The 26,649-nt window shown below is 55.5% G+C and carries 17 protein-coding genes; 10 read left to right on the top strand and 7 right to left on the bottom strand.

Going from position 1 to position 26,649, the window contains the following annotated elements:
• The first annotated feature begins 5 nt into the window (after positions 1 to 5).
• Entirely contained in the window at positions 6 to 1,934 is a 1,929-nt protein-coding gene (locus GSQ62_RS01965) for an OmpA family protein (RefSeq protein ID WP_161887949.1), read from the top strand.
• Positions 1,935 to 2,063: 129 nt separating this feature from the next.
• Here GSQ62_RS01965 and GSQ62_RS01960 read toward each other — a convergent pair whose 3' ends face one another.
• The 5 genes from GSQ62_RS01960 to GSQ62_RS01940 all read right to left on the bottom strand — a co-directional run bounded on the left by GSQ62_RS01960 (position 2,064) and on the right by GSQ62_RS01940 (position 9,607).
• Positions 2,064 to 3,995: a M13 family metallopeptidase gene (locus GSQ62_RS01960; protein ID WP_237587161.1), complete on the bottom strand. Its 1,932-nt coding sequence runs from the start codon at positions 3,993 to 3,995 to the stop codon at positions 2,064 to 2,066.
• An 808-nt stretch (positions 3,996 to 4,803) separates the two neighbouring features.
• Positions 4,804 to 5,844: a sensor histidine kinase gene (locus GSQ62_RS01955; protein WP_161887947.1), complete on the bottom strand. Its 1,041-nt coding sequence runs from the start codon at positions 5,842 to 5,844 to the stop codon at positions 4,804 to 4,806.
• A gap of 737 nt (positions 5,845 to 6,581) precedes the next feature.
• Positions 6,582 to 7,064, bottom strand: a complete 483-nt coding sequence (locus tag GSQ62_RS01950) for an ankyrin repeat domain-containing protein (protein ID WP_161887946.1) — start codon at positions 7,062 to 7,064, stop codon at positions 6,582 to 6,584.
• Between the two features lie 274 nt (positions 7,065 to 7,338).
• Positions 7,339 to 7,815, bottom strand: coding sequence for a VOC family protein (locus GSQ62_RS01945; protein ID WP_161887945.1), 477 nt, complete (start codon positions 7,813 to 7,815; stop codon positions 7,339 to 7,341).
• Between the two features lie 124 nt (positions 7,816 to 7,939).
• A complete protein-coding gene (locus GSQ62_RS01940) occupies positions 7,940 to 9,607 on the bottom strand; it encodes an alpha-amylase family protein (protein ID WP_161887944.1) in 1,668 nt (555 codons plus the stop codon).
• A 139-nt stretch (positions 9,608 to 9,746) separates the two neighbouring features.
• On the opposite strand from GSQ62_RS01940, the gene GSQ62_RS01935 reads away from it, so the two are divergent.
• From GSQ62_RS01935 to GSQ62_RS01920, 4 genes are all read left to right on the top strand, one after another.
• The gene (locus tag GSQ62_RS01935) at positions 9,747 to 10,577 is read left to right on the top strand and encodes an MBL fold metallo-hydrolase (protein ID WP_161887943.1); all 831 of its coding nucleotides are present in this window, start codon (positions 9,747 to 9,749) and stop codon (positions 10,575 to 10,577) included.
• A gap of 437 nt (positions 10,578 to 11,014) precedes the next feature.
• Positions 11,015 to 12,085, top strand: coding sequence for a mechanosensitive ion channel family protein (locus GSQ62_RS01930; RefSeq protein WP_237586903.1), 1,071 nt, complete (start codon positions 11,015 to 11,017; stop codon positions 12,083 to 12,085).
• An 80-nt stretch (positions 12,086 to 12,165) separates the two neighbouring features.
• Positions 12,166 to 13,062, top strand: a complete 897-nt coding sequence (locus tag GSQ62_RS01925) for an aldo/keto reductase (RefSeq protein ID WP_161887942.1) — start codon at positions 12,166 to 12,168, stop codon at positions 13,060 to 13,062.
• Between the two features lie 77 nt (positions 13,063 to 13,139).
• A complete protein-coding gene (locus GSQ62_RS01920) occupies positions 13,140 to 14,150 on the top strand; it encodes a cellulase family glycosylhydrolase (protein ID WP_161887941.1) in 1,011 nt (336 codons plus the stop codon).
• Between the two features lie 472 nt (positions 14,151 to 14,622).
• Here the strand turns inward: GSQ62_RS01920 and GSQ62_RS01915 are convergent, their stop codons facing one another.
• On the bottom strand, positions 14,623 to 15,846 hold the full coding sequence (locus tag GSQ62_RS01915; protein WP_202621823.1) for an MFS transporter: 1,224 nt from the start codon (positions 15,844 to 15,846) through the stop codon (positions 14,623 to 14,625).
• Positions 15,847 to 16,155: 309 nt separating this feature from the next.
• Here GSQ62_RS01915 and GSQ62_RS01910 point away from each other — a divergent pair, with 309 nt between their 5' ends.
• Positions 16,156 to 17,406, top strand: coding sequence for a metallophosphoesterase (locus tag GSQ62_RS01910; RefSeq protein WP_161887940.1), 1,251 nt, complete (start codon positions 16,156 to 16,158; stop codon positions 17,404 to 17,406).
• A 286-nt stretch (positions 17,407 to 17,692) separates the two neighbouring features.
• Here GSQ62_RS01910 and GSQ62_RS01905 read toward each other — a convergent pair whose 3' ends face one another.
• The gene (locus tag GSQ62_RS01905) at positions 17,693 to 18,952 is read right to left on the bottom strand and encodes an asparagine synthetase B (RefSeq protein ID WP_161891271.1); all 1,260 of its coding nucleotides are present in this window, start codon (positions 18,950 to 18,952) and stop codon (positions 17,693 to 17,695) included.
• Positions 18,953 to 19,806: 854 nt separating this feature from the next.
• On the opposite strand from GSQ62_RS01905, the gene GSQ62_RS01900 reads away from it, so the two are divergent.
• The 4 genes from GSQ62_RS01900 (at position 19,807) to GSQ62_RS01885 (ending at position 26,618) form a co-directional block, all read left to right on the top strand.
• Positions 19,807 to 21,735, top strand: a complete 1,929-nt coding sequence (locus GSQ62_RS01900; protein WP_161887939.1) for a PrkA family serine protein kinase — start codon at positions 19,807 to 19,809, stop codon at positions 21,733 to 21,735.
• A 153-nt stretch (positions 21,736 to 21,888) separates the two neighbouring features.
• Positions 21,889 to 23,154 (top strand): YeaH/YhbH family protein, encoded by a 1,266-nt coding sequence (locus GSQ62_RS01895; RefSeq protein ID WP_161887938.1) that lies wholly within the window; start codon positions 21,889 to 21,891, stop codon positions 23,152 to 23,154.
• 123 nt (positions 23,155 to 23,277) lie between these two features.
• Positions 23,278 to 24,792 (top strand): SpoVR family protein, encoded by a 1,515-nt coding sequence (locus GSQ62_RS01890; RefSeq protein WP_161887937.1) that lies wholly within the window; start codon positions 23,278 to 23,280, stop codon positions 24,790 to 24,792.
• 530 nt (positions 24,793 to 25,322) lie between these two features.
• Positions 25,323 to 26,618, top strand: a complete 1,296-nt coding sequence (locus GSQ62_RS01885; RefSeq protein ID WP_161887936.1) for a serine hydrolase domain-containing protein — start codon at positions 25,323 to 25,325, stop codon at positions 26,616 to 26,618.
• Positions 26,619 to 26,649: the final 31 nt, after the last annotated feature.

Below are 26,649 nucleotides of genomic sequence, written 5' to 3'. Positions count from 1 at the left end.
ACCTTATGTACAAATCCCTGCTTGCAGCCTTGCTCCTGACGGTCGGCTGCGTTACTGCCAGTGTAGCACAAAACAAGAAATTAAGCACCAGTTCTGCCAAAGCAGAGCGCCTGTATGAGAAAGCCGACGAGTATATGCGCAGCAGGGACTTTGAACGGGCGCTGCAGGCGCTGTCGGAGGCGATTGAGAAAGACCCGAAGTTTATAGAAGCCTATATACGGGCCGCCAACCTGCAGAAGATGATGGGCAACAAGGCTGCTGTTTATGAGCTGTTGGAGAAAGGGCTGCAACTGGTACCTTATACCCCTGCCTATGGCGGCTACTATTTCGACCTGGCCGACCTGCAGTTTGAGCGCGGGGAGTACGCCGCCGCCAAAGCGAACTATGAAGCGTACCTGAAATCCAGGCCGAAGAACCCGAAGCTGATCGACTGGTCCAGGAAACAGGTGAAGACGGCGGAATATGCCCTGGAGGCCATGCAGCATCCCGTGGATTTCGAACCGATCCGGATGCACGCTCCCCTGAACGGTTTCGGTTTGCAGTATTTCCCCTACACTACCGCCGATCAGCGCTACTTTATATATACCGCCCGGGCCAGTGCCCGCCCCGACCACGACGAGAACATCTTCATCAGTGAGCGGGTAAACGGGGAGTGGCAGGAACCCGTGCCTATCTCCAAAGCCATCAACACGCACGCCAACGAAGGGGCCGCCACCATTTCCGGCGATGGCAGGTCGCTGGTGTTCACCTCCTGCAACCGCCCCGACAGCCAGGGCGACTGCGATTTATATATCTCCTTCCGGACAGGCGATGCGTGGAGCAGGCCAAAGAACATGGGCAACATGGTGAACTCAAACGCCTGGGACTCACAGCCAAGTCTTTCCGCCGACGGACGCACCCTGTACTTTTCGTCCACGCGCGGAGGGGGTGTGGGCAAGGAGGATATATGGGTGGTGTACCAGCAGGAAGACGGCTCGTGGCGAAGGCCCGTGAACCTGGGGGAAGACGTTAACTCCACCGGCCGCGACATGGCCCCGTCCATCCATGCCAGCGGCTCCACCCTCTACTTCGTGAGCGACGGGCACCTGGGCTTGGGCGGGCTGGATGTGTTCAAAGCGACAAAAGAGGGAAAACAGCAGTGGTCGGTGCCGCAAAACCTGGGCTACCCACTCAACACGCATGCCGACGAAGGCTCGCTTTTCATCACCCCCGACAACAAGATCGGCTATTACTCTAGGCAAGAGTCCAATGAAGCGGGCACGCCCACTATCCAGCTCTATCGCTTTGATGTGCCCGCCGAGTGGCGCAGCAGCGTGAACAGCACCTACGCCCAGGGCCGCGTGTTCGACAAAAGCACCAAAAAGCCGCTGGCCGCGCAGGTGCAACTATACGATGTGGAAACGGACTCGCTGGTGCAGCAGGTGGATTCTGACGCGACAAACGGCGAATACACGGTGGTGCTGACCGAGGGGAAGCAATATGCCTTATATGTGAGTGCGCCCGGTTACCTGCTCAACAGCCTGAGCTTCGACTACACTTCGCCGAAAAATCTGTCGCCGGTGGCGCTGGATGTGTACCTGGAGCCCATCAAAGCGGGGGCTGCCGTGGTGCTGAACAACCTCTTTTTCGACACGGGCCAGTATAAGCTCGAAGACAATTCAAAGACTGAGTTGAACAAGCTGATCCGCTTTCTGCAGCAGAACGGGGCTGTAAAGATGGAGATTTCGGGCCATACCGATGATGTGGGCTCAGAGAAAGACAACCAGGTGCTCTCCGAGAAAAGAGCCAAAGCCGTGGTGGATTACCTCAGCAGCAACGGCATCGGCAAGAGCCGCCTGAGCTACAAGGGCTACGGCGAAAGCAAGCCCGTCGCGCCCAACTCCTCCGAAGAGAACCGCCAGCTGAACCGCCGGATAGAGATGCGGGTGCTATGAGAGCCATACAGGCCCGGATGTAAGAAAAAACCCTAACCATATATAAAGCAGAACCCTCCAGCACCAATGCGCTGGAGGGTTCTGCTTTATATATGAATCGGATGGTTACATAGTGCGGATCGCCGCTGCTTACCAGATCCTGATTCTTTCCTCAGGCGCTTTATAGAGTTTGTCGCCGGGCTGTACGTTGAAGGCTTCGTACCAGGCATCCATGTTCACGGGCGCCCCGATGGTCCTGTACTCGCCCGGGGAGTGCGGGTCGGTCACAATCTGCTGTGCGGCGCTTTCGGGCAGGATGTTGCCACGCCACACCTGTGCCCACGACAGGAAGAAACGCTGATCCGGCGTGAAGCCGTCAATCTTCTCATCCGACTGTCCCTGCTCCGTCATCTTAAAAGCCTCGTAGGCTGCATTCAGGCCGCCCAGGTCGCCAATGTTCTCGCCAAGCGTCAACTGGCCGTTCACATGGATGGTGTCCAGAACCGTATAGGCGTCAAACTGTGCGGCCAGGGACTGCGCTTTCTCCTTGAAACGCGCCCTGTCTTCTTCCGTCCACCAGTTGCGAAGCGTGCCGTCCTTGTCGTATTGGCTGCCGGAGTCGTCGAAGCCGTGGGAGATTTCGTGGCCGATGACCGCGCCGATTCCGCCGTAGTTCACCGCATCGTCCGCCTCCGGGTCGAAGAAAGGAAACTGCAGGATGCCTGCCGGGAACACAATCTCGTTCATCACCGGGCTGTAGTAGGCATTCACTGTCGGGGCTGTCATGCCCCACTTCGTTCTGTCCACCGGCTTGCCCAACTGGCTCACCATGTCGTTATAGCTCCACTGGTCGGCGTTGCGCACGTTCTGGAAGAAGGACTTGCGGCTGATTTCGAGGCCATTGTAGGTTTTCCACTTGTCGGGGTAGCCCACTTTCGGGGTGAAGGCGTGCAGCTTGGCCAGCGCTTTCTCTTTTGTTTCGGCGCTCATCCACTCCAGGTTGCTGATGCGGATTTCGTAGGCTTTGACCAGGTTGCCGATCAGCTCGTTCATCCGCTCTTTGGCCTCTGGCTTGAAGTGCTTCTGCACATATAGCTGCCCCAGCAGCTCGCCTATCGCATCGTCCGTCAGCGACGACATGCGCTGCCAGCGCGGCGTCTGTACCTTCTGGCCCGACAGCGCCTGGGTATAGGCAAAATTCGCATCGGCAAACGGAGAACTCAGGTATGGGGCCGAAGCCTTCAGCACGTTCCATTGCAGGTACGTCCGCCAGTCAGCAACCGGTGTGCTTTTCACCAGCCCGTCCAGCGCCGCAAAGAATTTAGGGTTGTTCACCAGGATGGTATCCTCACCGCTCACCTTCATCTTCGCCAGCATTGATTTCCAGTCGATGTTCGGCGTGGCCTTGCTGAAGTCGGCCACCGAGAACTTGTTGTAGGTTTTGTACGGGTCGCGCATCTCCACGCGGGCCATTTGCGCCTCCGCCATCTTTTTCTCCAGCTCAAAAATGGTCGCTGCGTTTTGCTTTGCCCTGGCCTCCGGCACGCCGGTGAGGGTGAAGAGGGTGGTGATATAGGTTTTCAACGCCTCCTGTATCTTCGTGCTGCGCGCGTCGTTTTTCAGGTAGTAGTCGCGGTCGGGCAGGGTGGTGCCGCCTTGGCTCAGCTGCGGCACCATGTTGTCCACGTCTTTGCGGTCCTGGCCCACGTAGAAGCCGAACATGGGGGAGGCAAGGCCGGTGGCCTTCTGGCGGGCAACCTCGTTCAGCACGCCCTTCGAGTCTTTCACTGCGCCCGCTCTTTTCAGATCGGCTTTAATGGGTTTGTAGCCGGCTTTCTCAATGGCTGCGCTGTCCATGGCCGCCGCATAGAAATCGCCCACGCGCTTCTCCACAGAGCCCGGTGCCGCATTTTGGTTAGCCGCCGCGTCGCTCAGGATGGTGCGAACTGCATTGATGTTGAAGTCGCGCAGCAGGTTAAAGCTGCCCCAGCGCGTCTCTTTCGCCGGAACCGGGTTATTCTCGATCCAGGCGCCACTGGCGTAGGTATAAAAATCGTCGCCCGGCTTCACGCGCAGGTCCATGTTTGATTTATCAATAAACTGGTCCTGCCCTCTGTCCTGTGCCGAGGCCTCCGCACCAATTAGGGCGACAGCGCCGAAAAGTAAAAGCCGCAGTTTGTTTTTCGGGTTCGGGATGCTCTTCATATATGATTAATGGTTGTTAGATTTTGGAAATGGTATGCTGTATTGATGGCCGGACTGCAGCCAGCGCAACAAAAGTAAGGCAATTTAACAGAATATCCCGCTGCCGTTCGCAGGATGCCTTTCACAGGATATAAATCCAATGTAAACTCGGAGATTAATCCATAATTAATCTACTGGGGATCATTCTACTACCTTCATGTGCAAACCTCTAAAGAAGCTCAAAGCGACACTGTTTCCAGTTTTTCCTTGAAGCGTCTTGTAGATTTCCGGTGCCGCGGGAGCGGCATCCGTATGGCAGGAAATGTACACAGCGCTGAGAGGGGAAACGAGGCCTCACGGCCTGAGAGCTCCGATGTAAACTATAGAACTTAAATGAAATTAGGCCGAAGGGATGTACAGCAGTTCAAGACTGAGGCAGAATAATTCCAGAGTTCGCGTTAAATCCAGTAAATACAAGCGAGGTTCTGCTAACGACAGCTTATAGATTTCAAGCCTCAGAGTTTGAACATCAGATTGTTGCCTGCAGTTCATGCCGGAGTAAATGCGTGGGTTGGAAGGGAATAATAATTGGGTAGTAAAGGTAACGTCGCTGGTATGCATGCCGCTTCCTCCTGGGCCATATATGGCGTAAAGGGGGCGATTTTATATATAGCTGATATTTATATATAGCTTGTGTTTCTGGAGCCTAAGCCAGCGCAACAGCATCTGCCTCGGTGGCCTTGGTGGCGCAGGTGTCTGTGCGCTGCAGCGTAACGGAGAAAACGCTGCCCCTGCCTTCCTCGCTGTCCACCTCAATGCTGCCGTTCTGGCTTTCGATGAAGTCTCTGCAGAGCATCAGACCCAGGCCGGTCCCCTTCTCATTGCGAGTGCCGGGGGTTGTCACGCGCTCCTCGGTGAAAAGTTTCGGGATGAAATTCGAAGGGATGCCTTTGCCGCTGTCCCGCACCGCCAGCGTGACGGACTTCTCCTGCACGCGCACCTGCACCAGCACCACGCCGCCCTCAAACGAAAACTTCACGGCGTTCACCAACAGGTTACGCAGCACGAAATTCAGCCTTTCCCGATCGGCGCGGACCTGGATATGCGCTGAGATCAGGCTCACCAGCCGGATTTCCTTCTCTTCCGCCTGTGCTGCCGCAAAGGCCAGGTTCTCCTCCACCAGCTGCCGGAGATCGATGTTTTCCATTTTTACATGCGATTCCTCCAATTGCGCCTTCGACCATACCAGCAGGTTCTGCAGCATGTCGGCAGCCGCCTCCACGTCGCGGCTTAGCAGCCCAAACACATGCTGCATCTGGCTCTCCGACAACGATTTGCGCAACACCAGCCCCAGCGCGGCTTTCAGGGAGTTGAAGGGGGCGCGCAGGTCGTGGGAGATGATGGAGAATATTTTTGTCCTGAATTGCTTATGGATCTCCAATTGCCCGTTCTGCGCGCGCAGCGTCGCCGCCTGGTCCGTCAGCTCATTCTTCTGCCTGATAATTTCCGCCTGCTGCGCCTGCATCAGGCGGTGCGTCTCCTGCAGCGCCTGATGGGCTGCCCTTTCGCGCCGTCTGCTGAGGTAAAGCGCCACCAGCAGCACCAGCAGCAGCAGAACGGCGGCTCCGCCCAAAGCCAGCATCGCCTGTTGCTGCCTGAAAGCTATCTCATGCCTCTTCCTTTCCGCCTTCAGGAAAAGATATTCCTGCTCTTTCGCCTCCGAAGCGGCTTGTGTGGATGAGGACAAGCTAGCGCCGTTTTTTCCCGCCTCATGTGCTTCATGTAAAGGCAGACTGTTTTGGGGCAAGGCCTGCGCAGGATCTGTACGGATGCTGTAGGATGCATCCGCCAAGCGCATTTCCGGGTGGTACTGTGGGCAAGTAGCCGGAAGCAGCAGGAAAAGAAGCAGTAGAAGTATTCTCATCGGGGAAGTATAAACCCGGGGGTGGTGTCTGTGAAAATATGCTACTTAAGCCGCGCCCAATCGGTGAGAACTTATTTGGAGTATTAGGAGAGGAGAAAGAGGCCGTTTCATATAGCAAGCAATAATGTAATTGGTTATATCGGTGCAAAATAATACGTTATATCATATAATAGAAGCTTTTAGGAAATTAAATATTATATATATGTAATATATGTTCTAAGGCCTCCAGAAACAGGATTATGCACATAAAGCGTCATGTGTTAAAACAAGAGGGGTTCCCGAGATAATTTCCTTTCCTGGAAAAAATGGTGCAATTCATTATTGGCTTACTTTGGAGTTTCCGGGCATTTCAGTTGTAGGGAGGGGAGGCTTCTGCCGACAGAAAGCCCGTATGAAAGCAGGCATACATGGCCAGGTGCCTGCGGCACAGCAGCAGACAAGGAATAGGTGTATGTGCGTTGCGCACAGCCATATACCTGTTTTTAGTCAAAGGCCAGCCTATATAGGAACTGAGGAAATGAGAAGGGGCTTCTGGCTCGGTGTTGTAGAAACCGCCGGAACTACTGAAAGTAAGGCAGCGCCTCCGTATTGCCCTGCTGGTGTGCCAGGTCGAGGGCGGTGAGGCCCCGGGAGTCCCGGATGGTTTTGTCGGCGCCCTTTTCTATCATGATCCTGACAAGCTCGTTCCGGCCGAACAGGGTGGCGAACATCAGCGCGGTGCCGCCGTTGCCGTTCTGGAGGTCAAGCGCCGCCCCGTTCTGGATCAGCAGTTCGGCCACTTCGGGATAGCCTTTAAAGCAGACGCCCATCAGGGCGGTGTTACCACCAAAATCCTGGGCGTTCACATCCGCGCCGGAGGCGATCAGCAGTTTCGCAGCGTCCAGGTGGCCTTCGTAGGTGCTCAGTATCAGAGGAGTGAAGCCCCTTCCGTCCTGTATGTTCACGTCTGTGCCCGCGTCGAGCAACTCTTTTATATAGGCGGTATCGCCTTTACGGGCGGCATCAAAGAGAAGGTCTTCTGGTCTGGTGGAACTGAACGTCATATAGCCTGGAGTTTTATAGCATCAGCCTTAGTACCGCGACGCGCGGCAAAATGTTTAGGGGAGAGGCCATTTTATATATGGCTTCCTGCCGGGTATACGCCGTAGCGGGCTCATGTCCGCTACATATATAATCTGACATATATAATGGGCTTGTAGACCCCTGCCGTCTTTCTCTTTATATATGAAACCATAAATAAGTGGAGGAGGAGCCGGAAATGCGAAAGTCCGGCAAAATCTGGACAGTTCCCCGTTGCATAAAATACCGGCAGCGAAGCTACCTGCCTGGCCGGTCGTTGTTGACCTCAATCCAGTGGCCATCCGGGTCCTGAAAGTAGATTTGCTTCACCCCATCTACCCGGACGGTGGGTGCCTTGGCCGTACCGGGCCAGTTGGTGTACTCGATCCGGTGCTTGTCCAGGTTAGCGATGAAGTCCTCGATGGAGCCCACGCTGAAGCACAGGTGGTCATTTTTGTTTGGTTTCAGGACTTCAGCCGCTCCCTGTATCAGGTGCAACTGGCCGGCAGGCCCGAGCGTGAACCAGGTGTGCAGGCCGTCGTGGAACGGCTCTGGTATTTTCTGCAGCTGCAGCACCTCTTCGTAAAAGGCCGTGCTCCTGCCAAGCTCATGCACATATACGGCAATGTGGTTGAGGACCGGCGCATTGGCGCTGGCGGTGGCCGACTGGGCAAATGCGCCCTGCCCGCCAAAGCAGAAGAGGCAGGCGAGCAGCAGTTTATATATAGCTTTCATAAAACAGCATCTATGGTGAAACAAATACAGCCTCTGCAGTGGTGGATTGCGGCCATGCGCAAGCGCGACAGACAGGTTTATATATACTGCCGGGCCCCGTTTTCGTTTAATACTTTTCTGGCTGTCACTCCGGTTCCACCTGCTGCTCGCCGAACAGCTGGTAGCTCAGGTCGCCGGTGCGGAACCAGCGGTAGCCGTAGGCGTCGAGGGTGATGTGCTGTTTGCCCTTGCCGTCGGCCTCCCCCTCAAAATTGTTCATCAGGTCGATCAGCTTGTCGCCCGGCTGCTGCTTCAGGTCAATCTCCACCTCGTATGCCTTCTCATTAAAATTGTGGAGCACCACCAGCGAGTTGCCTTTCCAGCAGTAGCAGATGCACAGCACCTCCTTAAAGCCGGTTTGCAGCAGTTGCCACTTACCCCAGCCAATCTCAGGGCACTCCTTGCGCAGGCGTATCAGGGCCGTCATCCAGTTAAGCAGCGAGTCCGGGTCGCGGCGCTGGTTCTCGACGTTCACATGGGTGTAAGCGTAGGGGCCCTCGTTAATGACGGGGTGTATCAGCTTTTTGCCCCTCGAGAAGCCTGCCTGTGGGTCGGCAGACCACTGCATCGGTGTCCGGACGGCGTCACGCTCGTTCAGGCTCAGGTCGTCGCCCATGCCTATCTCGTCACCGTAACGGATGACGGGGGTGCCGGGCAGCGAGAACATCAGGCTATAGGCCAGCTCCACCTGCGGGCGGTTGCCCAGCATCGGCGAGAGCCTGCGGCGGATGCCCCGGTCGTACAGCTGCATGTTTTTGTCCGGACCGAAGCGGCTGAACACCTTTTGCCGCTGCTCCTCCGTGAGCCGCCCCAGGTCCAGCTCGTCGTGGTTACGCAGAAACTGCGCCCACTGCGCCGTGAAGAACAGGTCTTTCGTGGCCTCCAGGGCTTCTGCAAGCGGCTCGGTGTCGGCGGTGGCGAGGGCGTAGAAGGCATGCTGGTTCACGTAGAAATTGAACATCAGCTGAATGCCGTCGCCCTCGTGCCCGAAGTATTTCTGACTCTCCTCGGGCAGCACGTTGGCCTCGCCCAGCAGCACGGCATCGCCGCGACGCCACTGCAGGAAGCGGCGCATCTCGCGCAGGTACTCGAAGTTCATGGTGGGCTTGGCCTTGCCCGGCGCGGGAGTTTCCAGTATAAAAGGCACCGCGTCTACCCTAAACCCGGCCACACCCAGCTCCAGCCAGAAGCCGATGATGCGCCGTATCTCGGCCCGCACCTCCGGGTTGTCCATGTTAAGGTCGGGCTGAAAATCATAGAAGCGGTGGTAGAAGTAGGCTTTTGCTTTTTTGTCGTAGGTCCACGTGGACTTCTGCACGCCCGGGAACACCATCCCCTCATCCCAGTCCGAGGGCTTATCCTCCGACCATACGTACCAGTCTCGGTGCCTGGCGTCTTTGCTGCTGCGTGCGTCCTGGAACCAGGGGTGTTTGTTGGAGGTGTGGTTCACCACCAGGTCGATGATAACCTTGAAGCCGCGCTTTTTCGCCTGGTGCATAAACTCCACAAAGTCGCCGCTGGAGCCGTGGCGGGGATCCACACCGTAGTAGTCGCTGATGTCGTAGCCGTTGTCTTTGTTCGGGGTTGGCTGGAAGGGGGCCAGCCAGAGGGTGTCCACGCCCAGCGCGTGGAGGTAGTCGAGGCGGCGGGCCAGGCCCCCGAAGTCGCCGGTGCCGTCGCTGTTCACGTCCATGAAGGTCTCAAGGTCCAGGCTATATATAACGGCGTTTTTGTACCACAGGTCTTCTATCATATGGGTTGCTTTTAGGTTGGCTATACAGGAACGTGGCCGCGCCGATATTATCCGGAGGGGCGGGTACACAGCCATTATACCCCTCCGGGATTTTAAGGGTTGAATAAAAGGGGAAAAACCGCTTACTTTGCAGGTATCTATGCCACTCTCCATTACATCGCTCAACTCCGGAAGCAACGGGAACTGCTATTACATCGGGAACGAGAAAGAGGCCGTTCTGGTGGATGCGGGCATTTCGTGCCGCGAAACGGAGAAGCGCATGAAGCGCCTCGGGCTGTCGATGCACAGGGTGCGGGCCATCTTCGTGTCGCACGAGCACACCGACCACATCAAGGGCATTCCGGTGCTGGCCCGCAAATACCAGTTGCCGGTCTATATCACTCCCTTCACGCAGCAGAACTCGCGGCTGAGCTACGAGGGTGTACGGGTGCTGCCTTTTACAGCGTATGAGCCCGTCCAGGTGGGCCGCCTCAGCGTCAGGCCCTTTCCCAAGCTGCACGACGCCGCCGACCCGCACAGCTTTGTGGTGAGCAGCGAAGGCGTGAACATCGGCGTGTTCACCGATATCGGCGCGCCCTGCGACCACCTGATACGCCACTTCCGGGAGTGCCACGCAGTTTTTCTGGAGGCCAACTACGACGAGCACATGTTGGACCGTGGTTATTACCCGTACTACCTGAAGCAGCGCATCCGCGGGGGGAGAGGCCACCTGTCGAACGCGCAGGCGCTCCAGGTTTTTGCGGCCCACCGACCCGCCCACCTGAGCCATGTGCTGCTGGCACACCTCTCCAAAGACAACAACTGCCCGAACCTGGTGAAGGAACTTTTTGCCGCGCATGCCGGAGGCACCGAAGTGATCGTGGCCTCGCGCTTCGAGGAGACGGCCGTGTACACGATACGCGCCGGGGAGGTGCTGCCCACTGCGGTTGGCCCTCCCTTGAAAGGGGCACAGACAGCCTTTGCTTTCTAAAAAGTTCCGGTTATATATGCCGCGTCTCAGTCAGGCCGCTTTGTGTAAAACCTGTATATAACTCGTGCTGCGTACTATAAATTGGTTTTTTCCGATGGCTGTAAATCCACTTCTCAAGGATTTAAGGGGGAGTCGTGTTTCAACAGCCAAAATGAATTGCGGTCTTGTTCCTATATTGTTAGCCCTTGGTGTTACGATGCAATTGGAGCACCGTAAGCACATGCACCCTCCGGCCACCAAACCTGCATCAGGCTGGTTCAAGCCTGCGCAACAGGGTCGTTTTCCTTCGCCAAAGGCTGCGATGCTGTAAAACACTATTTTAAAAATGGTGTTAAAGGTATATGCCTGCCTTTGCAACGTAAGCTTCCATTAAGTTAATTTCCTGAAAGAGGCTGCTTTCCGGGCTGGTTAACCTGATTGTTTATAAACCCTGTTACATGATGAATGAATTTTTAGAAAGAGTCTATTTCCATAATTCCGTACTGGACTATCTGATTGCCCTCGGCATTGTTGTGCTTGGGTTCATCGTGATAGCCACCTTCAAACGAATCATCCTGACCAGGCTCCAGGCACTCACCCAGCACACCCAGACTTCCTTTGACAACTATGTGGTGGAGGGGGTGGAGCGATTCGGAATCCCGGCCCTCTATATCACCACGTTCTATATGGCCCTCCAGTACCTGGTGTTGTCCGAAAGGATGGTGGACATCCTGCGCATTGCCGTGACGGTGGTGGTGACGGTGCTGGTGATCCGGTTTATCTCTTCGGCCATCCTGTTCATGCTCCGCGGGTACGTCCGGAAACAAAACCATGGCGAGGAGAAAGTGAACCAGCTCGGAGGCCTGATGCTGCTCATCAACGTGCTGATTTGGTTTATCGGGCTCGTCTTCCTGTTCGACAACATGGGCTACGACGTCACGACAGTGATCGCGGGCCTGGGGATAGGCGGTATCGCCGTGGCACTCGCCGCGCAGAACATCCTGGGCGACCTGTTCAACTACTTCGTCATCTTCTTCGACAGGCCGTTTGAGGTGGGCGATTTTGTGACCGTCGACAACAAAATGGGGGTGGTGGAGTACGTAGGCATCAAGACCACGCGCCTCAAGAGCCTCACCGGGGAGCAACTGGTATTCTCCAACAGCGACCTGACCGGCTCGCGCCTCCACAACTACAAGCGGATGCAGCGGCGCAGGGTGGTGTTCAAGATCGGCGTCACGTACCAAACCCCGCTGCGGCAGGTGAAGGAGATCCCCGTCCTAATCAAATCGATTGTGCAGGCGCAGAAACTCACCGAGTTCGACCGCTCGCACTTCTCCTCCTACAGCGAATCCAGCCTCGACTTCGAAACGGTGTTTTACGTACTCAGCGCAGAGTTCAACGTGTACATGGATATCCAGCAGGCCATCAACCTGCGCATTTTCGAGGAGTTTCAGGACAGGGGAATTGAGTTCGCCTACCCGACACGCATGCTCTACCTGCAGCACCAGGCACAGGAGGCCTCCACCTGAGCCGGCGGCAGTCGGGCTACAGCATCATATATTATAACGCTGCCTCACCCCGGTAGCGGCAACAGAGAAAGAAACGGCGCATGCACTACAAAACACTTGGAAAATCAGCTATTGAGGTAAGCGAGGTCAGCTTTGGCTGCATGTCGCTGGGCGAAGACCATGCCGCCAACGCGGCACTGCTGCACCGGGCGCTGGACAAGGGCATCACGCTGTTCGACACCGCTGACCTCTACCAGAAAGGGGAGAATGAAGTAACGGTGGGCAAAGCCTTCAAAGGCATGCGCGACAGGGTGGTGCTGGCCACCAAGGTGGGCAACCAGTGGCGGCCCGACGGCAGCGGCTGGGACTGGAACCCTTCCAAAGCTCACATCCTGCGGGCCGTGGAGGAAAGCCTGAAGCGCCTGCAAACCGACTACATTGACCTGTACCAGCTGCACGGCGGCACCATCGAAGACCCGATAGACGACACGATCGAGGCATTTGAAACACTCCGGCGGCAGGGCAAAATACGGGCCTACGGCATTTCCTCCATCCGGCCAAACGTGATCCGGGAGTATGTGCGGCGCTCAGACATCGCATCGGTGATGATGCAGTACAGCCTGCTGGACCAACGGCCGGAAGAAGCGTGTCTCGGGCTGTTGCAGCAGCACGGAATCGGGGTGCTGGCAAGGGGCAGTTACGCGCAGGGGCTTTTGCTGGGCAAACCGCCAAAGTCCTACTTGGGCCACCCGGAAGCTGAGGTAGCTGCGGCAGCCGAAGCTGTGCGCAAGACAGCCGGCATCCAGCGGACGGCAGCGGAAGTGGCCGCCCGGTTTGTGCTGCACCATCCGGCCATCACATCCGCCGTACTGGGTATCCGGACGGAGGAGCAGCTTGGGGATGCGCTGCAGGTGGCGGAGGCCGCCCCATTAAAGGAAGCGGATCTGGAGCAGTTGAGGCAAGCCGCCAAACCAATCTTGTATGAGCAGCACCGGTGATGTCGCTGGTTTATATATAAATTAGCCTCTTCAGGCTATATAGCCAACTTACGCTGTCCCACATATTCCCCACGCACATGAAAAAAACGCTACCGCTGCTTTTAGCTTTTGGCTTTCTGTTCACCCTGCAGGCCCCCGCCCAGAAAACCTTTCAGGTAAAAGGGCGCTTCCTGCACGACCCGAACGGCGAAAAGGTCGTCCTGCGGGGCGTGAACGAAATGTTTATCTGGTCTAAAAGGGATCTGACGGGTGAGGCCACCTTCCCGGAGATTGCTAAAACCGGGGCCAACGTGGTGCGCATCGCCTGGCTCAGTTCAGCGGAGAACCCCATTGGCGCGGCCGCCAACCTGGACGCGGTGATCTCAAACTGCGTGAAGAGCGGGATGATCCCGATGCCGGAGCTGCACGGCGCCACCGGCGACTGGGGCAAACTGCAGCAGCAGGTGGACTACTGGGTGTCGCCGGAGGTGGTGCAGGTGCTCAAAAAGCACGAACCTTACCTGCTGCTGAACATAGCCAACGAGGTGGGGGACAGGCAGGTGACACACAAGCAGTTCAGGGAGGGGTATGGGCTGGCCGTGGCGCGCATCCGAAAAGCGGGCATCCAGTGCCCGCTGGTGATTGACGGCGCCAACTGGGGCCAGAGCATCGACATCCTGCAGGCCAACGGGCGCTATCTGCTGCAAAAAGACCCGCTGAAGAACCTGCTCTTCTCGGTTCATATGTGGTGGACGGCTCCCGACGGCGCTACGAAGCGCATAGAAGATGAAATCAAGGCATCGGTGGAGCAGGGGCTGCCTTTGATAGTAGGGGAGTTTGCCCCGATGGGCGTGGGTTGTGCCGGGTCGATCGACTATAAAACCATTCTGGAGGAGTGCCAGAAAAATGAAATAGGGTGGATGGCCTGGTCGTGGGGGCTGGTGGACAACAGCGACTGCAAGCTAATGGACATGACGGACGATGAGCACAAGGGCCGGTTCAAGGGGCTCTCCGGTTGGGGCAAAGAAGTGGCCCTGACGGACAAGTACAGCATCCGGAACACCGCGAAAAAGACCCACTATATGAAGACCCTTGGTAAAGTGAAGTAAGATAATAAGGCCGTCCGGCCATGGAGTGCCGCATCCTAGCACCGAATTTTTGAGGGAGTGGCGCCGGAGGGATGAGTTGCCGTTGGCGGTGCAGTGAAACATTAAAGTGAAACATTAAGAAGTTAATGCGAAATCAATTTGCTGGGTAACAGCTGGAGGCATTTATATATAAACTTCAATAGCGGGTGTAAAAAGAAAGCGACGGCACCTGCAGAGCGGTGCCGTCGCTTCTATTGTGAAAATTTTACTTTTCAACTTTTACTTTTCAACTTTTACTTTTCAACTTTTACTTTTCAACTTTTACTTTTCAACTTTTACTTTTCAACTTTTAGCCAGTTATATATACGGCGGCATTTAGGGAGTGGTTGTGCCTGGTGAGAAAAAATAATTTATATATACCGCCTACCGCAGCCTTACCAGCAGGCAACTTCTTATATATAAATCCGCATGTCCTACGGTGTAGTTGTGGGAATCAGGAAGCAGCTTCCGGATTCTCTGCCGTTGCCTGGCTTCTCCTGCCGGAGTACAGCAGGTGTACGGCCAGCGCCAGCGAGGAGAACACCAGCCCTACGGCCACCACGCCATCCCAGCGCCATATACGCCATGCCTGACTCGCGATATACGTGCCCGCGGCGCCGCCCATAAAATAGATAAACATATAAACGGTGTTGAGGCGGTTGTGGGCCTGCGGGTTCAGCGAGAAAACGAGGGTCTGATTGGCGATGTGCGATGACTGCAGTCCCACATCCAGCAGAATAACCCCCGCCACCAGACCGACCAGGCTGTAACTGAAGAAGCCGAAAATAAGGTAAGCGAGAAAGAGCATGGAGATGGTGCCCATCAGGATATACCGGGTGTCGAAGCGGTCGCTGAGGCGGCCCATGACAGAGGCCATGACGGCACCGCCCGCCCCGATGAGCCCGAAGGCACCGGCCACATCGGGCCCGGCGTGGAAGGGCGGCCCCTCCAGCAAAAAAACGAGCGTGGTCCAGAATCCCCCGAAGCAGGCGAACGACAAAGCGCCCCGGGCTGCGGCCAGGCGCAGTTTCGGCTCAGTCCGGAACAGGTGCAGCAGCGACTGCATCAGGCTGCGGTAATTGCCCTTAAACTGCGGCCTGACCTCCGGGAGCAGGAAGTACAACACCACCCACAGCACCAGCATCATGCCTGCCGCTATCAGGAACATGGCCCTCCAGCCGAGGTGCGCCCCCACGAAGCCACTGAGCGTGCGCGAGCACAGGATGCCGATCAGCAGCCCGCTCATCACGGTGCCCACCGCTTTGCCCCGCGCCTCCGGCCGGGCCAGGTGCGCGGCCATCGGCAAAAAAAGCTGCGGCACCACCGAGGTTGCCCCTATCAGCAGGCTGGCCACCATCAGCACGTAGATGTTGGGCGAGAATGCCGCCCCGAGCAACGAGAAGATAATCAGGACAAAGTCCAGCAGGATCAGACGCCTGCGCCGCAGCATGTCCCCGAGTGGAATAATGAACAGCAGCCCGATGGCGTAGCCAACCTGCGTGAGCATGGCCACACTGCCCGCCCTCGCCTCCGGCACGCCATATGTCCGGGCAATCTCCACCAGCAGCGGCTGGTTGTAGTAAATGTTAGCCACCACCATTCCGGAGCCAATCGTCATCAGCCACAAAGTAGAGCGCGTAAGCTGAGGTTCGGCGGTGGCAGTGTGCGTGTTATTCATGGACGGTTAAAAACAATGCAAGTATAAGCAACAGCGGGAACAGAAACAGCCGCAAGTACCAAGAGTTTTTAACTGCATGGCGGATCGTGGTCCTGTTGTGTCGTCGGAGGGAACTGCTTATATATGGTATCAGTTTTCCGGGGAGGCTTAATTTAACATCTTTGTGCTACCTATATCACTGGCTGCCCTACAACCCTACAAGGCAAAAGATTGCATCAGCGGCACATCGTACAGCCTGGCTTAGCGGTAAGTTCGCTACCTTTGGGTGCCTTTTCCGGGCACATACTAATATCGTTATATAACTTCTGCATGCTGCGCTTTATAATGTTTCTGGGAGTGATATCCCTCTTCTTGGACTGGTACGTGTACCAGGGAGTAAAAAGAATCACGGCAAACTGGCAATCAGCGCGGCTCCGCGCGGCGGTGCGTTGGGCCTTCTGGTTTTTCTTTATCGGCCTCATCATCGGGTTTGCCATCACCATATACCTCCGTTTCTCCGCCGACCGCTCCACCCCGCTTGTCGAGTGGTTCATCAACGCCTTCCTGACTTTCTTTGTCACGAAACTGGTGTTTGTGCTGGTGCTTTTCGCGGAAGACGTGTACCGCACCCTTGTGGCCATCTTCCGTCTCTTCCGGCGCGCCGGCGATGGGAAAACGGCACAGAAACCGCTACTGCCGCACCGCCGCAAGTTCATGAGCCAATTGGGGCTCGCCCTTGCCGGTATTCCTTTCTTTGCCTTTGTATATGGCACCACGAGGGGCAAATACAACTACACCGTACACCGCCACACGCTGTACTTCGACGACCTGCCCGAGGCCTTCGACGGTTTCACCATCACGCAGCTGTCTGACATCCATTCCGGCAGCTTCGGCGATGCAGCGGCAGTATATGAGGGGATAGAGCTTGCAAAGGCGCAGCAGTCGGACCTCTTCGTCTTTACCGGCGACCTCGTGAACGACTTGGCCTCAGAGATAGAACCCTATATACCGGCGCTCCGTCAGGTTAAAGCACCGCACGGGCAGTTCTCCATCCTGGGCAACCACGACTACGGCATGTACCACAACTGGGAGAGCGAGGCGGCGCAGGAGGCAAACCTGGCGAAACTGAAGCAGCACCACGCCGACATGGGCTTCCGTTTGCTGCTGGACGAGCATGTGATGCTTGAGAAAGATGGTGAAAAAATAGCGCTGATAGGGGTGGAGAACTGGGGCAGGGGCTTCATCCAGCTAGGCGACCTGGACAAGGCCCTAAACGGCGTGGAGGCCGACACTTTTAAAATCCTGCTGTCGCACGACCCGACGCACTTCGAGGAGGTGGTGAAGGTACACCCCACGCACGTACACCTCACCCTGTCGGGCCACACGCACGGCATGCAGGTAGGGGTGGAGACGCCGCTTGTCAGGTGGAGCCCCGCGCAGTACCGCTACAAAAACTGGGCAGGGTTGGCGAAGGAAAACGGCAGGCTGCTGTACGTGAACCGTGGTTTCGGCTTTATCGGCTTCTCCGGCAGGGTGGGCATATGGCCCGAAATCACAGTGCTGGAGCTGCGGAAAGGGTAATTCAGATTTGGGAATTTGGAAATGTGTGGATTTGGAGGTTTGAGGATTTGGAGATATGGAAATCCAAATTTTAGAAATAAATGATGAGAAATAAATGATTAGAAGCTATTTCTATCATATATGCTTGCGCTGCATTCGAAGTAAAAAGCCTTTCATTCAGGAGAAATGAAAAATGAGATGATGTAAATCATCAGTTTATTTCCAACACCAGCCATCACTTCAACACTTTGTATAAGCACATTGACTCATCTCCAAATCCACATATTCCCAAATTTTCAAATCTGAATCAGGTTTTCGGCTTTTTCTTTTTGGCTGCAGGGAAGAGAATGTTGTTCAGGATGAGGCGGTAGCCGGGGGAGTTCGGGTGCAGCGCCAGGTCGGTGGGCGCTTCGCCGGGCATGTGCCAGTAGTCCTCCGGATCGTGGCCGCCGTAGAAGGTCCAGGTGCCCTTGCCCATGGTGCCGTTGAGGTAACGCACCTCGCCTGCCTCCTCAGTCACGCCCATCACGGTGGCCGTCGGTTTTACAAGCTGCTTTTTGAAAGCGGTAGTCTGCCCCATAAAGCCCCGGATGGTTTTTTCATGGTTTTGGGTGAGCATGCTCGGTATCTGGTCCCATTTGGCGGAGAAGGTGAAGAGCGAGAAGTAGTCGTTTCCCTCGTACAGGCCGCGTTCGTTCCAGGAGTTGTCGATGCTGGAGAACTCGCGGCTATAGGGGCCCAGGTACACCTCAAAATCCCGGAAAGCGAAGCTCAGGCTAAAATCGAGCTTCTGCTGCGCCTCCGGGTCCACGCCGTCACCGTCGTAGAGGGCATCCACAATGTCCACACCGTTGGCGGCCAGGGCCAGGTCGTAGGTGTCGGTGGCAGAGCACATGGCAAACATAAAGCCGCCCCCCGTCACAAAGGCCTTTATCTCCTTCACCACCCCCAGCTTCATCTGCGACACTTTGCCGTAGCCGTGCCTGCGGGCCACCGTCTCCGACTCCATTTGCTGCTGCATCAGCCATTCGCCGTGGCTGAGGCCGGACTTGCCGTACTGCCCCGTGAAGTCCTCGTGGTGCAGGTGCAGCCAGTCGTAGCGGGGAAGTTGTTTGGTCAGCACCTCCTCGTCGAACACCTGGTCGTAGGGAATCTCGGCGTAGTTGAGCACCAGCGTCACGGCATCGTCCCAGGGCTGCTGCGATTCGGGGGAATACACGGCAATGGCAGGCGCCTTCTCCAGCTTCATCACCTCCATGTTCACCTCCGGGTCGGCAATCTGCTGCAGTATGTTGTTGTACTGGCCATCGGTCAAAACCTCGTAGCTGACGCCCCTGGCCCGCAGTTCCTCCTCAAACAGCGGCGTCTGCCGGAACCCGAAGCTGCCGCCCCGGTAGTTGAGCAGCCAGTCCACTTCCTGCTGGTGCTGCAGCACAAAATAGGCGATGCCGTAGGCTTTGAGGTGATTTTTCTGTGCTTCGTCCATGGGCACCAGCACCTGCGAGGCGGCGGCACCCGTGGCGGAGAGCAGCAGGAAGGTAAGGCTGATGAAAAGTCGCTTGCTCATGACCAGGCCGAAAATGTACAGGTATAAATATATAAAATCCAGCCATAACTTCATCCTATATAGCTGTTAATTTATCTGGTACACAAGTAGTTGCATTAGAAAACCCGATGCAGCCCTGCGCCGCACGGGAGAAGCGCTCGCAGGCAGCTTATATATAGCTGGATATATAAATCCGGAAATATGGCGGAAGCTTCACACTTGGCAGGTTTTATGCTTGCTTCACAGAAAACAGTCCACGCAAAGCCGAGGAACTGGCTGCTCGGCCGCTGTATAGCCGGAGGCTTAAATCATATGTAACTTTGTGGTGCATTACCAAGACGGGACCGGCAGGCAAAGGAATTTATAAAATATTACCTATTTTGAATTTTAAAAATCTAATTACTGTTTCTGTAGTAGCCCCGCGCCTGAAAATATGCACCTCGCATTTTCCTCTTGTTTTTGAAGTGGCGAATGTTTATCTTTTATGTTTAATAACACAGGGTGTATAGGGATTCTTTGAAGAGGTCCATATATCTCCCTTCACCTGTTTGGACTGACAACCTGCGGGAGAACATCCGCCAGCCGGGCCTGTTTCTCTATTGCGCACCTCTATATAGCTGTTGTGTGCAGGCAGCAGGGATTTAACTGACGACGCTAGCGGACAGAAACGCAGAAGCCTCAAAAACTGCTTCTGAGACCCACGAAAGGCACCCGGTTTCTGTTAGTGATTTAGAAACACACTATTATATATAACACCCTTTTCCTATGATCAGATTTTTGCTGAGCAGTAGCCTGAACACCTGACAAAACCGAGTTGAGACACTGCTTTTGCTCCAAGTTGTAAAATGATTCTGACAATGTTAAAGACACACCCTATGAGCATTTTAGAAAAGATCAAAACGAATTACAGTGCCTCAACAAACGAGATGACAGTAGCTGCCTATCTCGACGAATGCAAGAAAAACCCGAAGGTATATGCCAAGCCCGCCGAAAGGATACTGGATGCCATCGGGGAGGCTGAGCTCGTGGACACGCGCCAGGACCCGGTGCTGAGCAGGATATTCTCCAACAAGCGGATCAAGGTATACCCGGCCTTCCGGGATTTCTATGGCATGGAGAGCACCGTGGAGCAGATTGTGTCTTACTTCAGGCACTCGGCGCAGGGCCTGGAGGAAAAGAAACAGATTCTGTACCTGATGGGGCCCGTGGGCGGCGGCAAGAGCTCGCTGGCCGAAAAGCTGAAGCACCTGATGCAGCAGAACCCCATCTATGTGCTGAAGGCGGGAGAGCAGGTGAGCCCTGTGTTCGAAAGCCCGCTGGGCCTGTTTGCCGATTATACCGAAGAACTGGAGGGCGAGTACGGTATCCCGCCCCGGTACGTGCCGAGCTGCATGAGCCCCTGGGCGTCCAAGCGGCTCCGCGAGTTTGGCGGCGACATCAACCGGTTCAAGGTCATCATGCTGTACCCCTCCATCCAGGAGCAGATCGCCATTTCCAAAACTGAGCCCGGCGACGAGAACAACCAGGATATATCCACCCTGGTGGGCAAAGTAGATATCCGCAAGCTGGCAGAATACCAGCAAAGCGACCCGGACGCCTATTCCTATACCGGCGGCCTCTGCCTCGCCAACCAGGGGCTGCTGGAGTTTGTGGAGATGTTCAAAGCCCCCATCAAAGTCCTCAACCCGCTGCTGACCGCTACCCAGGAGAAAAACTACAAAGGCACCGAGCCGATTGGCGCCATCCCGTTCGACGGCATTATCCTCGCGCACTCCAACGAATCGGAGTGGGCAAAATTCCTGAACGACAAGAAGAACGAGGCCTTCCTGGACCGTATCTATAAAGTGCAGGTGCCGTACTGCCTGCGCGTGAGCGAGGAAATTAAGATATATGAGAAACTCATCCGGGAAAGTTCGTTGCGCGAGGCGCCCTGCGCGCCTAAGACCATTGAATTGCTGGCCGAGTTCTCGGTTATGTCCAGGTTGAAGGAGCCGGAGAACTCCACTATCTACTCCAAAATGCGGGTATATAACGGGGAGACGCTGCGCGAGACGGACCCGAACGCCAAGTCTATCCAGGAGTACCGCGACGATGCGGGCATCAACGAGGGCATGCAGGGCATCTCCACGCGCTTTGCCTTCAAGATTTTGTCGAAGGTGTTTAACTTCGACAGCGAGGAGATTGCCGCCAACCCGGTACACCTGCTGTATGTGCTGGAGCAGGAGGTGATTAAGATGATGCTGCCGCCTGAGACGGAGACAAAGTACCTGCACCTGATCAAATCGGTGCTGGCCAGCAAGTATGCCGAGTTCATCGCCGACGAGATCCAGAAAGCCTATATAGAATCCTACAGTTCGTACGGCCAGAACATCTTCGACAAGTACGTGATCTATGCGGACCACTGGATGCAGAACAACGATTACCGCGACCCGGACTCCGGGGAGATCTTCGACCGGAGCATCCTGAACGCGGAGCTGGAGAAAATAGAGAAGCCCGCCGGTATCGCCAACCCAAAAGATTTCAGGGCTGAGGTGACCAATTTCACGCTGCGCTACAAGGCCAACCACGGCGGCGAGAGCCCCCGCTGGGACTCTTATGAGAAGATCAAGAACGTGATCGAGAAAAAAATCTTCACCAACACCGAAGACCTGCTGCCGGTGGTGTCGTTCACGGCCAAATCCAACAAGGAGGATGAGAAGAAGCACAGGGATTTTACCAAAAGGATGAAGGACCGCGGCTATACCGACAAGCAGATACGGATACTGGTAGACTGGTTTATGCGGGTAAGGAAGACGATGGCGTAGTGACAATGAGTGAATTTTGAATGAGTGGATGAGTGATTTTGGTGAATGGCATATATAAAATACGTGCCTTCATTCATATATGGCTCATTCAGTTATTCAGAAGTCAGTTATCCGAAATTAAATATTCACTCATTCACTCATTCAAAATTAGCTATGAGCCATATCGTTGACAGAAGGAAAAATGACAAGGGGAAGTCTACCGGCAACAGGCAGAAGTTCCTGAAGCGGGTCGAGAGCCAGATCAAGAAGGCCATCCCCGACATCATCAGCCAGGAAAGCATCAAGGATACCCAGACCGGCGGCAACGTGAAGGTGCCCGTGCGCGGGCTGGATGAGCCCAGCTTCCGGCACGACCCGAAGTCCGGGAAAAAGCAGATCGTGAAGCCGGGGAACGACAAGTTCAACGAAGGCGACCGGGTGCCCAAGCCCAAAAACGGCGGCAAAGGCAGCGGCGTTGGCAAAGGCTCCAACAGCCCGGAAGTGACAGAAGACGAGTTTACCGTGGTGTTGTCGCGGGAAGAGTTCCTGAAGTATTTCTTCGAGGATCTGGCTCTGCCCAACATGGTGAAGAAGCTGATGGAGAGCACCGAGATCGTGGAGATGAAACGGGCCGGCTATACCCGTGATAGCGTGCCGTCCCGGCTGAACATCAAGACCAGCTACCAGCAGTCGCTGGGGCGGCAACTGGCCCTGAAAGGCGTGTTCGATAAAAAGCTGCAAAACCTGTTGGAGCAGCTGGAAACCACTACCGACCCGGAGGAAAGAGCAGCCCTGGAGGTGGAAATCGAGAAGGTGCGGAAACAGGCCAACACCATTCCCTTTTTCGAGGACATCGACCTGCGCTACAACAACTTTGAGCGGGTGCCGGTGCCGGTTACCTCGGCCGTCATGTTCTGCATCATGGACGTGTCGGCCTCCATGGGCTTTCATGAAAAGGACATTGCCAAGCGCTTCTTCACGCTTTTATATATCTTCCTGACCCGGCAGTACAAGAATGTGGAGCTGGTCTTTATCCGGCACCACACCGAGGCGAAGGAGGTGGACGAGGAGGAGTTTTTCAACTCCCGCGAAAGCGGCGGCACCGTGGTGGCCCCTTCACTGAAACTGATGGACCAGATCCGGCGGGAAAGATACGACGAGAGCTGGAACGTGTACTGCTGCCAGGCCTCGGACGGGGACGTGTGGTCGAAGCAGGATGCGGTGGACTGTAAAAAGCTGGTGCAGGAAAGCATCCTGCCGGCTATCCAATACATGGCCTACATCGAGATCAACAACAAGCCCAAGGAAGGCGACCTCTGGCAGGCCTACAAGCGGATCAGCAACGACGAGAACTTCGCCATCCGGCATATATACGAGGTCTATGAGATATGGCCGGTCTTCCAGGGCCTCTTCCGAAAACGGAACGAAGCGACTGTCTGAATCAGGATTTACAGGAGGAAGGGATTAACAGGATTCCCTGCTGGTGCGAGCTTGTGAAACAATTCATTCAAGCAGGAGTCCTGAGTCTTGTGTCTTGATACTTGTGTCTCAAAAATGAAAGCCATGATGGAGAAAGAGAAATACAGAGCGATGTTCTGCAACCCCAACTGGGACTACGACACGCTGGAGGCGGCGGACGAGGTAATCAGCAGGATTGGGCGCGAGTACCTGAAACTGAAAACTTACCCCAACCAGATCGAAATCGTGACGTCGGAGCAGATGCTGGATGCCTATGCCCTCACGGGCCTGCCCACCTCGTACCCGCACTGGAAGTTCGGCAAAGACTTCGTCCTCAACCAGAACAACTACACCAAGGGCCGCATGGGGCTCTCCTACGAGCTGGTGATCAACTCCAACCCCTGCATCAGCTACAACATGGAGAACAACTCCACCTGTATGATGCTGCTCGTGATCGCCCATGCCTGCCAGGGCCACAATGCCTTCTTCGCCAACAACTACATGTTCCTTGACTGGACCTCCGCCGACTCCATCGTGGATTATATGGTGTTTGCCCGCGAGTTTATTTTGAAGTGCGAGGAGGAATATGGCGAAGAGGAGGTGGAGCGGGTGCTGGACGCAGCCCACGCCCTGATGCACCACGGCGTGGACAAGTATAAGAAGCCTTCCAAAATATCGGCCAAAGAGGAGAACGAGCGGCTGAAGAAACTGACGCACATCCGGCGGGAGAATTACAACGAGCTATGGCGCACACTGCCGACAGCGCCCGCCGCCACCGATACTATCTTTGTGGAGGAGCAGGTGTTTCCGAAAGAGCCGGAAGAGAACATCCTCTACTTTATCGAAAAGTTTGCCCCGGCGCTGCCGCAGTGGAAGCGGGAGATCATCCGGATTGTGCGGAAGGTGTCGCAGTATTTTTACCCGCAGGGTGCCACCAAGGTGATGAATGAGGGCTTTGCCACCTTCACGCACTACCATATCATCAACAAGCTGTTTGAGGAGGGATACGTGAACGACGGCTTTATGCTGGAGTTTATTAAAAGCCACAGCGGCGTGCTGTACCAGCCCGGGTACAACAGCAAGTACTACTCCGGCCTGAACCCTTACACGCTCGGCTTCAACATTTTCATGGACATCAAGCGCATGTGCCTGGAGCCGACGGCGGAGGACAGACAGTGGTTTCCGGACCTGGTGGGGAAAGACTGGCTGCAGCAGGTGCATTACGTAATGGAGAATTTCCGCGACGACAGCTTCATCCTGCAGTACCTCTCCCCAAAAGTTATCCGCGACATGAAGCTGTTCACCATCATAGACAACGAATTGGAGAATGAGTATGAGATCGGGGCCATCCACAACGAGCGGGGCTACAGAAGGGTGCGCGAGCAGCTCAGCAACCAGTACGACCGCTCCTCGATGGTGCCAAACATCCAGGTAACGAAAGTGGACCTGCACCAGACCAGCAAACTGTACCTGACGCACTACATCCAGAAAGACCGCCGCCTCGACGCCGACAGTACCTACGACACCCTGGAGCATATCCGCTACCTCTGGGGATATCCGGTGGAACTCCACTCCAAAAACAAACTGGGGATAAACGAAAGCACGTATGATGTGCTATAGGAAGAGCCTGTTTCAAGCACGCGACGGCTGTGGCATGAGCGGCGCTGCCCGGAACATCTGACAGGTTTTGGGAATGTATAGTACTATCAAATAGATTTGCGTATCTATCCAACTACCCCTGCCCTTCCTTGTCTTTTTCGAGGGCCTCTACCCCCAGTAGGGGCGTTTTTCTTACTCCTTCACCTTACTTGCTTATTGCAAGCGCAGGTATATATGATTTATATATGACCTGTTCACGTAGCCATACTGAACGGTCAACTATAGTCCATAAAATGGAGAAAGTGAAAGCAGATTCCCCTCCTTAGACAAGGAGGGGCAGGGGTGGTTGGACCTGGTACAAAAGCAAATGACAGAAACAAGCACCCGCTTTATACCAGCATAAATTATATCGAATACCATATATACCTGTTCAGTTTGCAGGCAAAAGAAATAGCAACCCCGGTTATGGCCGTCAAATCATCAGAATTATATATATTGTTGTGGAAGCGGGCGGAAGCCGGAAGCTATAAACCACACCACGACTTTTATATATGAACACCACGACCCTTTGCACCCTGCTGCTGGCAGCCTTTGCCTTTACCGCCAATGCACAGACAAACTCCATTCAAAAGTCTAAACCCCTGACGGAGGCCGCGCCCGAAAAGGTGGGCCTGTCGCCGGAACGCCTGCAACGGATAGATGCGATGCTGCAGGAGGCCGTGGCCGAGGGGGATGTGCCGGGCGCGGTGGCCCTGGTGGCCCGCAATGGCAAAATCGTTTTTCACAAAGCCTACGGCATGGCCGACAACGAGTCGGGGCGGGAAATGAAAAAGGATGATATTTTCCGGATTGCCTCGCAGACCAAAGCCATCACGTCCACAGCCGTGATGATGCTGTGGGAGGAGGGGGAGTTTCAGCTCGACGACCCGATTTCCAAGTACATCCCGGAGTTCAAAAACCCGCAGGTGCTCCAGTCCTTCCGGTACAGCGACACCAGCTATACCGCCGTGCCTGCCGCCAGCGAAATCACCATCCGGCAGTTGCTCACGCATACCTCCGGGCTGGGCTACGGCGTCATTGACGGCGACGAGCGTTTTAAGATGCTGTACCACAAGGCTGGGGTGACGGACCTGTTCACCACAGAACCTGTCAGCATCGGAGAGAGCGTGAAGAAACTGGCGAAACTACCCTTGCATTTTAATCCCGGCGAGAAGTATTCTTACAGCGAAGGATTGGATGTGCTGGGCTATTTTGTAGAGGTAGTGTCGGGGATGCCCTTTGATGTTTTCCTGCGGAAGCGCCTGTTCGAGCCGCTCGGCATGCACGACACCTGGTTCTATCTGCCGCAGGACAAGGCGAAACGCCTGGTGTCGGTGCAGCGGCCGGAGGAGGGGGAGTGGCACCGCTACCCTGTCACGTTTTACGACCCGGACTACCCCGTGAAAGGCGCGAAGAAGTTCTTTTCGGGAGGGGCCGGTCTTTCCAGCACCGCGAAAGACTACGCCACCTTTCTGCAGATGTACCTCAACGGCGGCGAACTGAACGGGAAACGCTTTCTTAGCCGGACCACCATCCAGTCCATGATGGGCAACCAGATTGGCGACCTCTGGGAAGGGTCGGGGCGGCATTACGGACTGGCCTTTGGCGTGCAGACACAGGAGGGGCAGGACAGGGGCGGCAGCGGCAGCGCGGGCACCTTCGACTGGGGCGGCTATTTCAACACGCAGTATTTTGCGGACCCGAAGGAAAACATCATTGGCATCCTGATGAAGCAGACGCAGGGCACCACCTCAGACGACACCGGCTGGAAGTTCCGCCTCCTGGTGGGCCAGTCGGTAGATGACTGAGGGCGTGGCTTATATATAAAACACCCAAAAG

Source organism: Pontibacter russatus, from assembly GCF_009931655.1.
In the GTDB taxonomy this organism is placed as follows: domain Bacteria; phylum Bacteroidota; class Bacteroidia; order Cytophagales; family Hymenobacteraceae; genus Pontibacter; species Pontibacter russatus.
The sequence above is the reverse complement of the archived record's forward strand: the minus strand, read 5'-3'. Positions and strand labels throughout refer to the sequence as shown.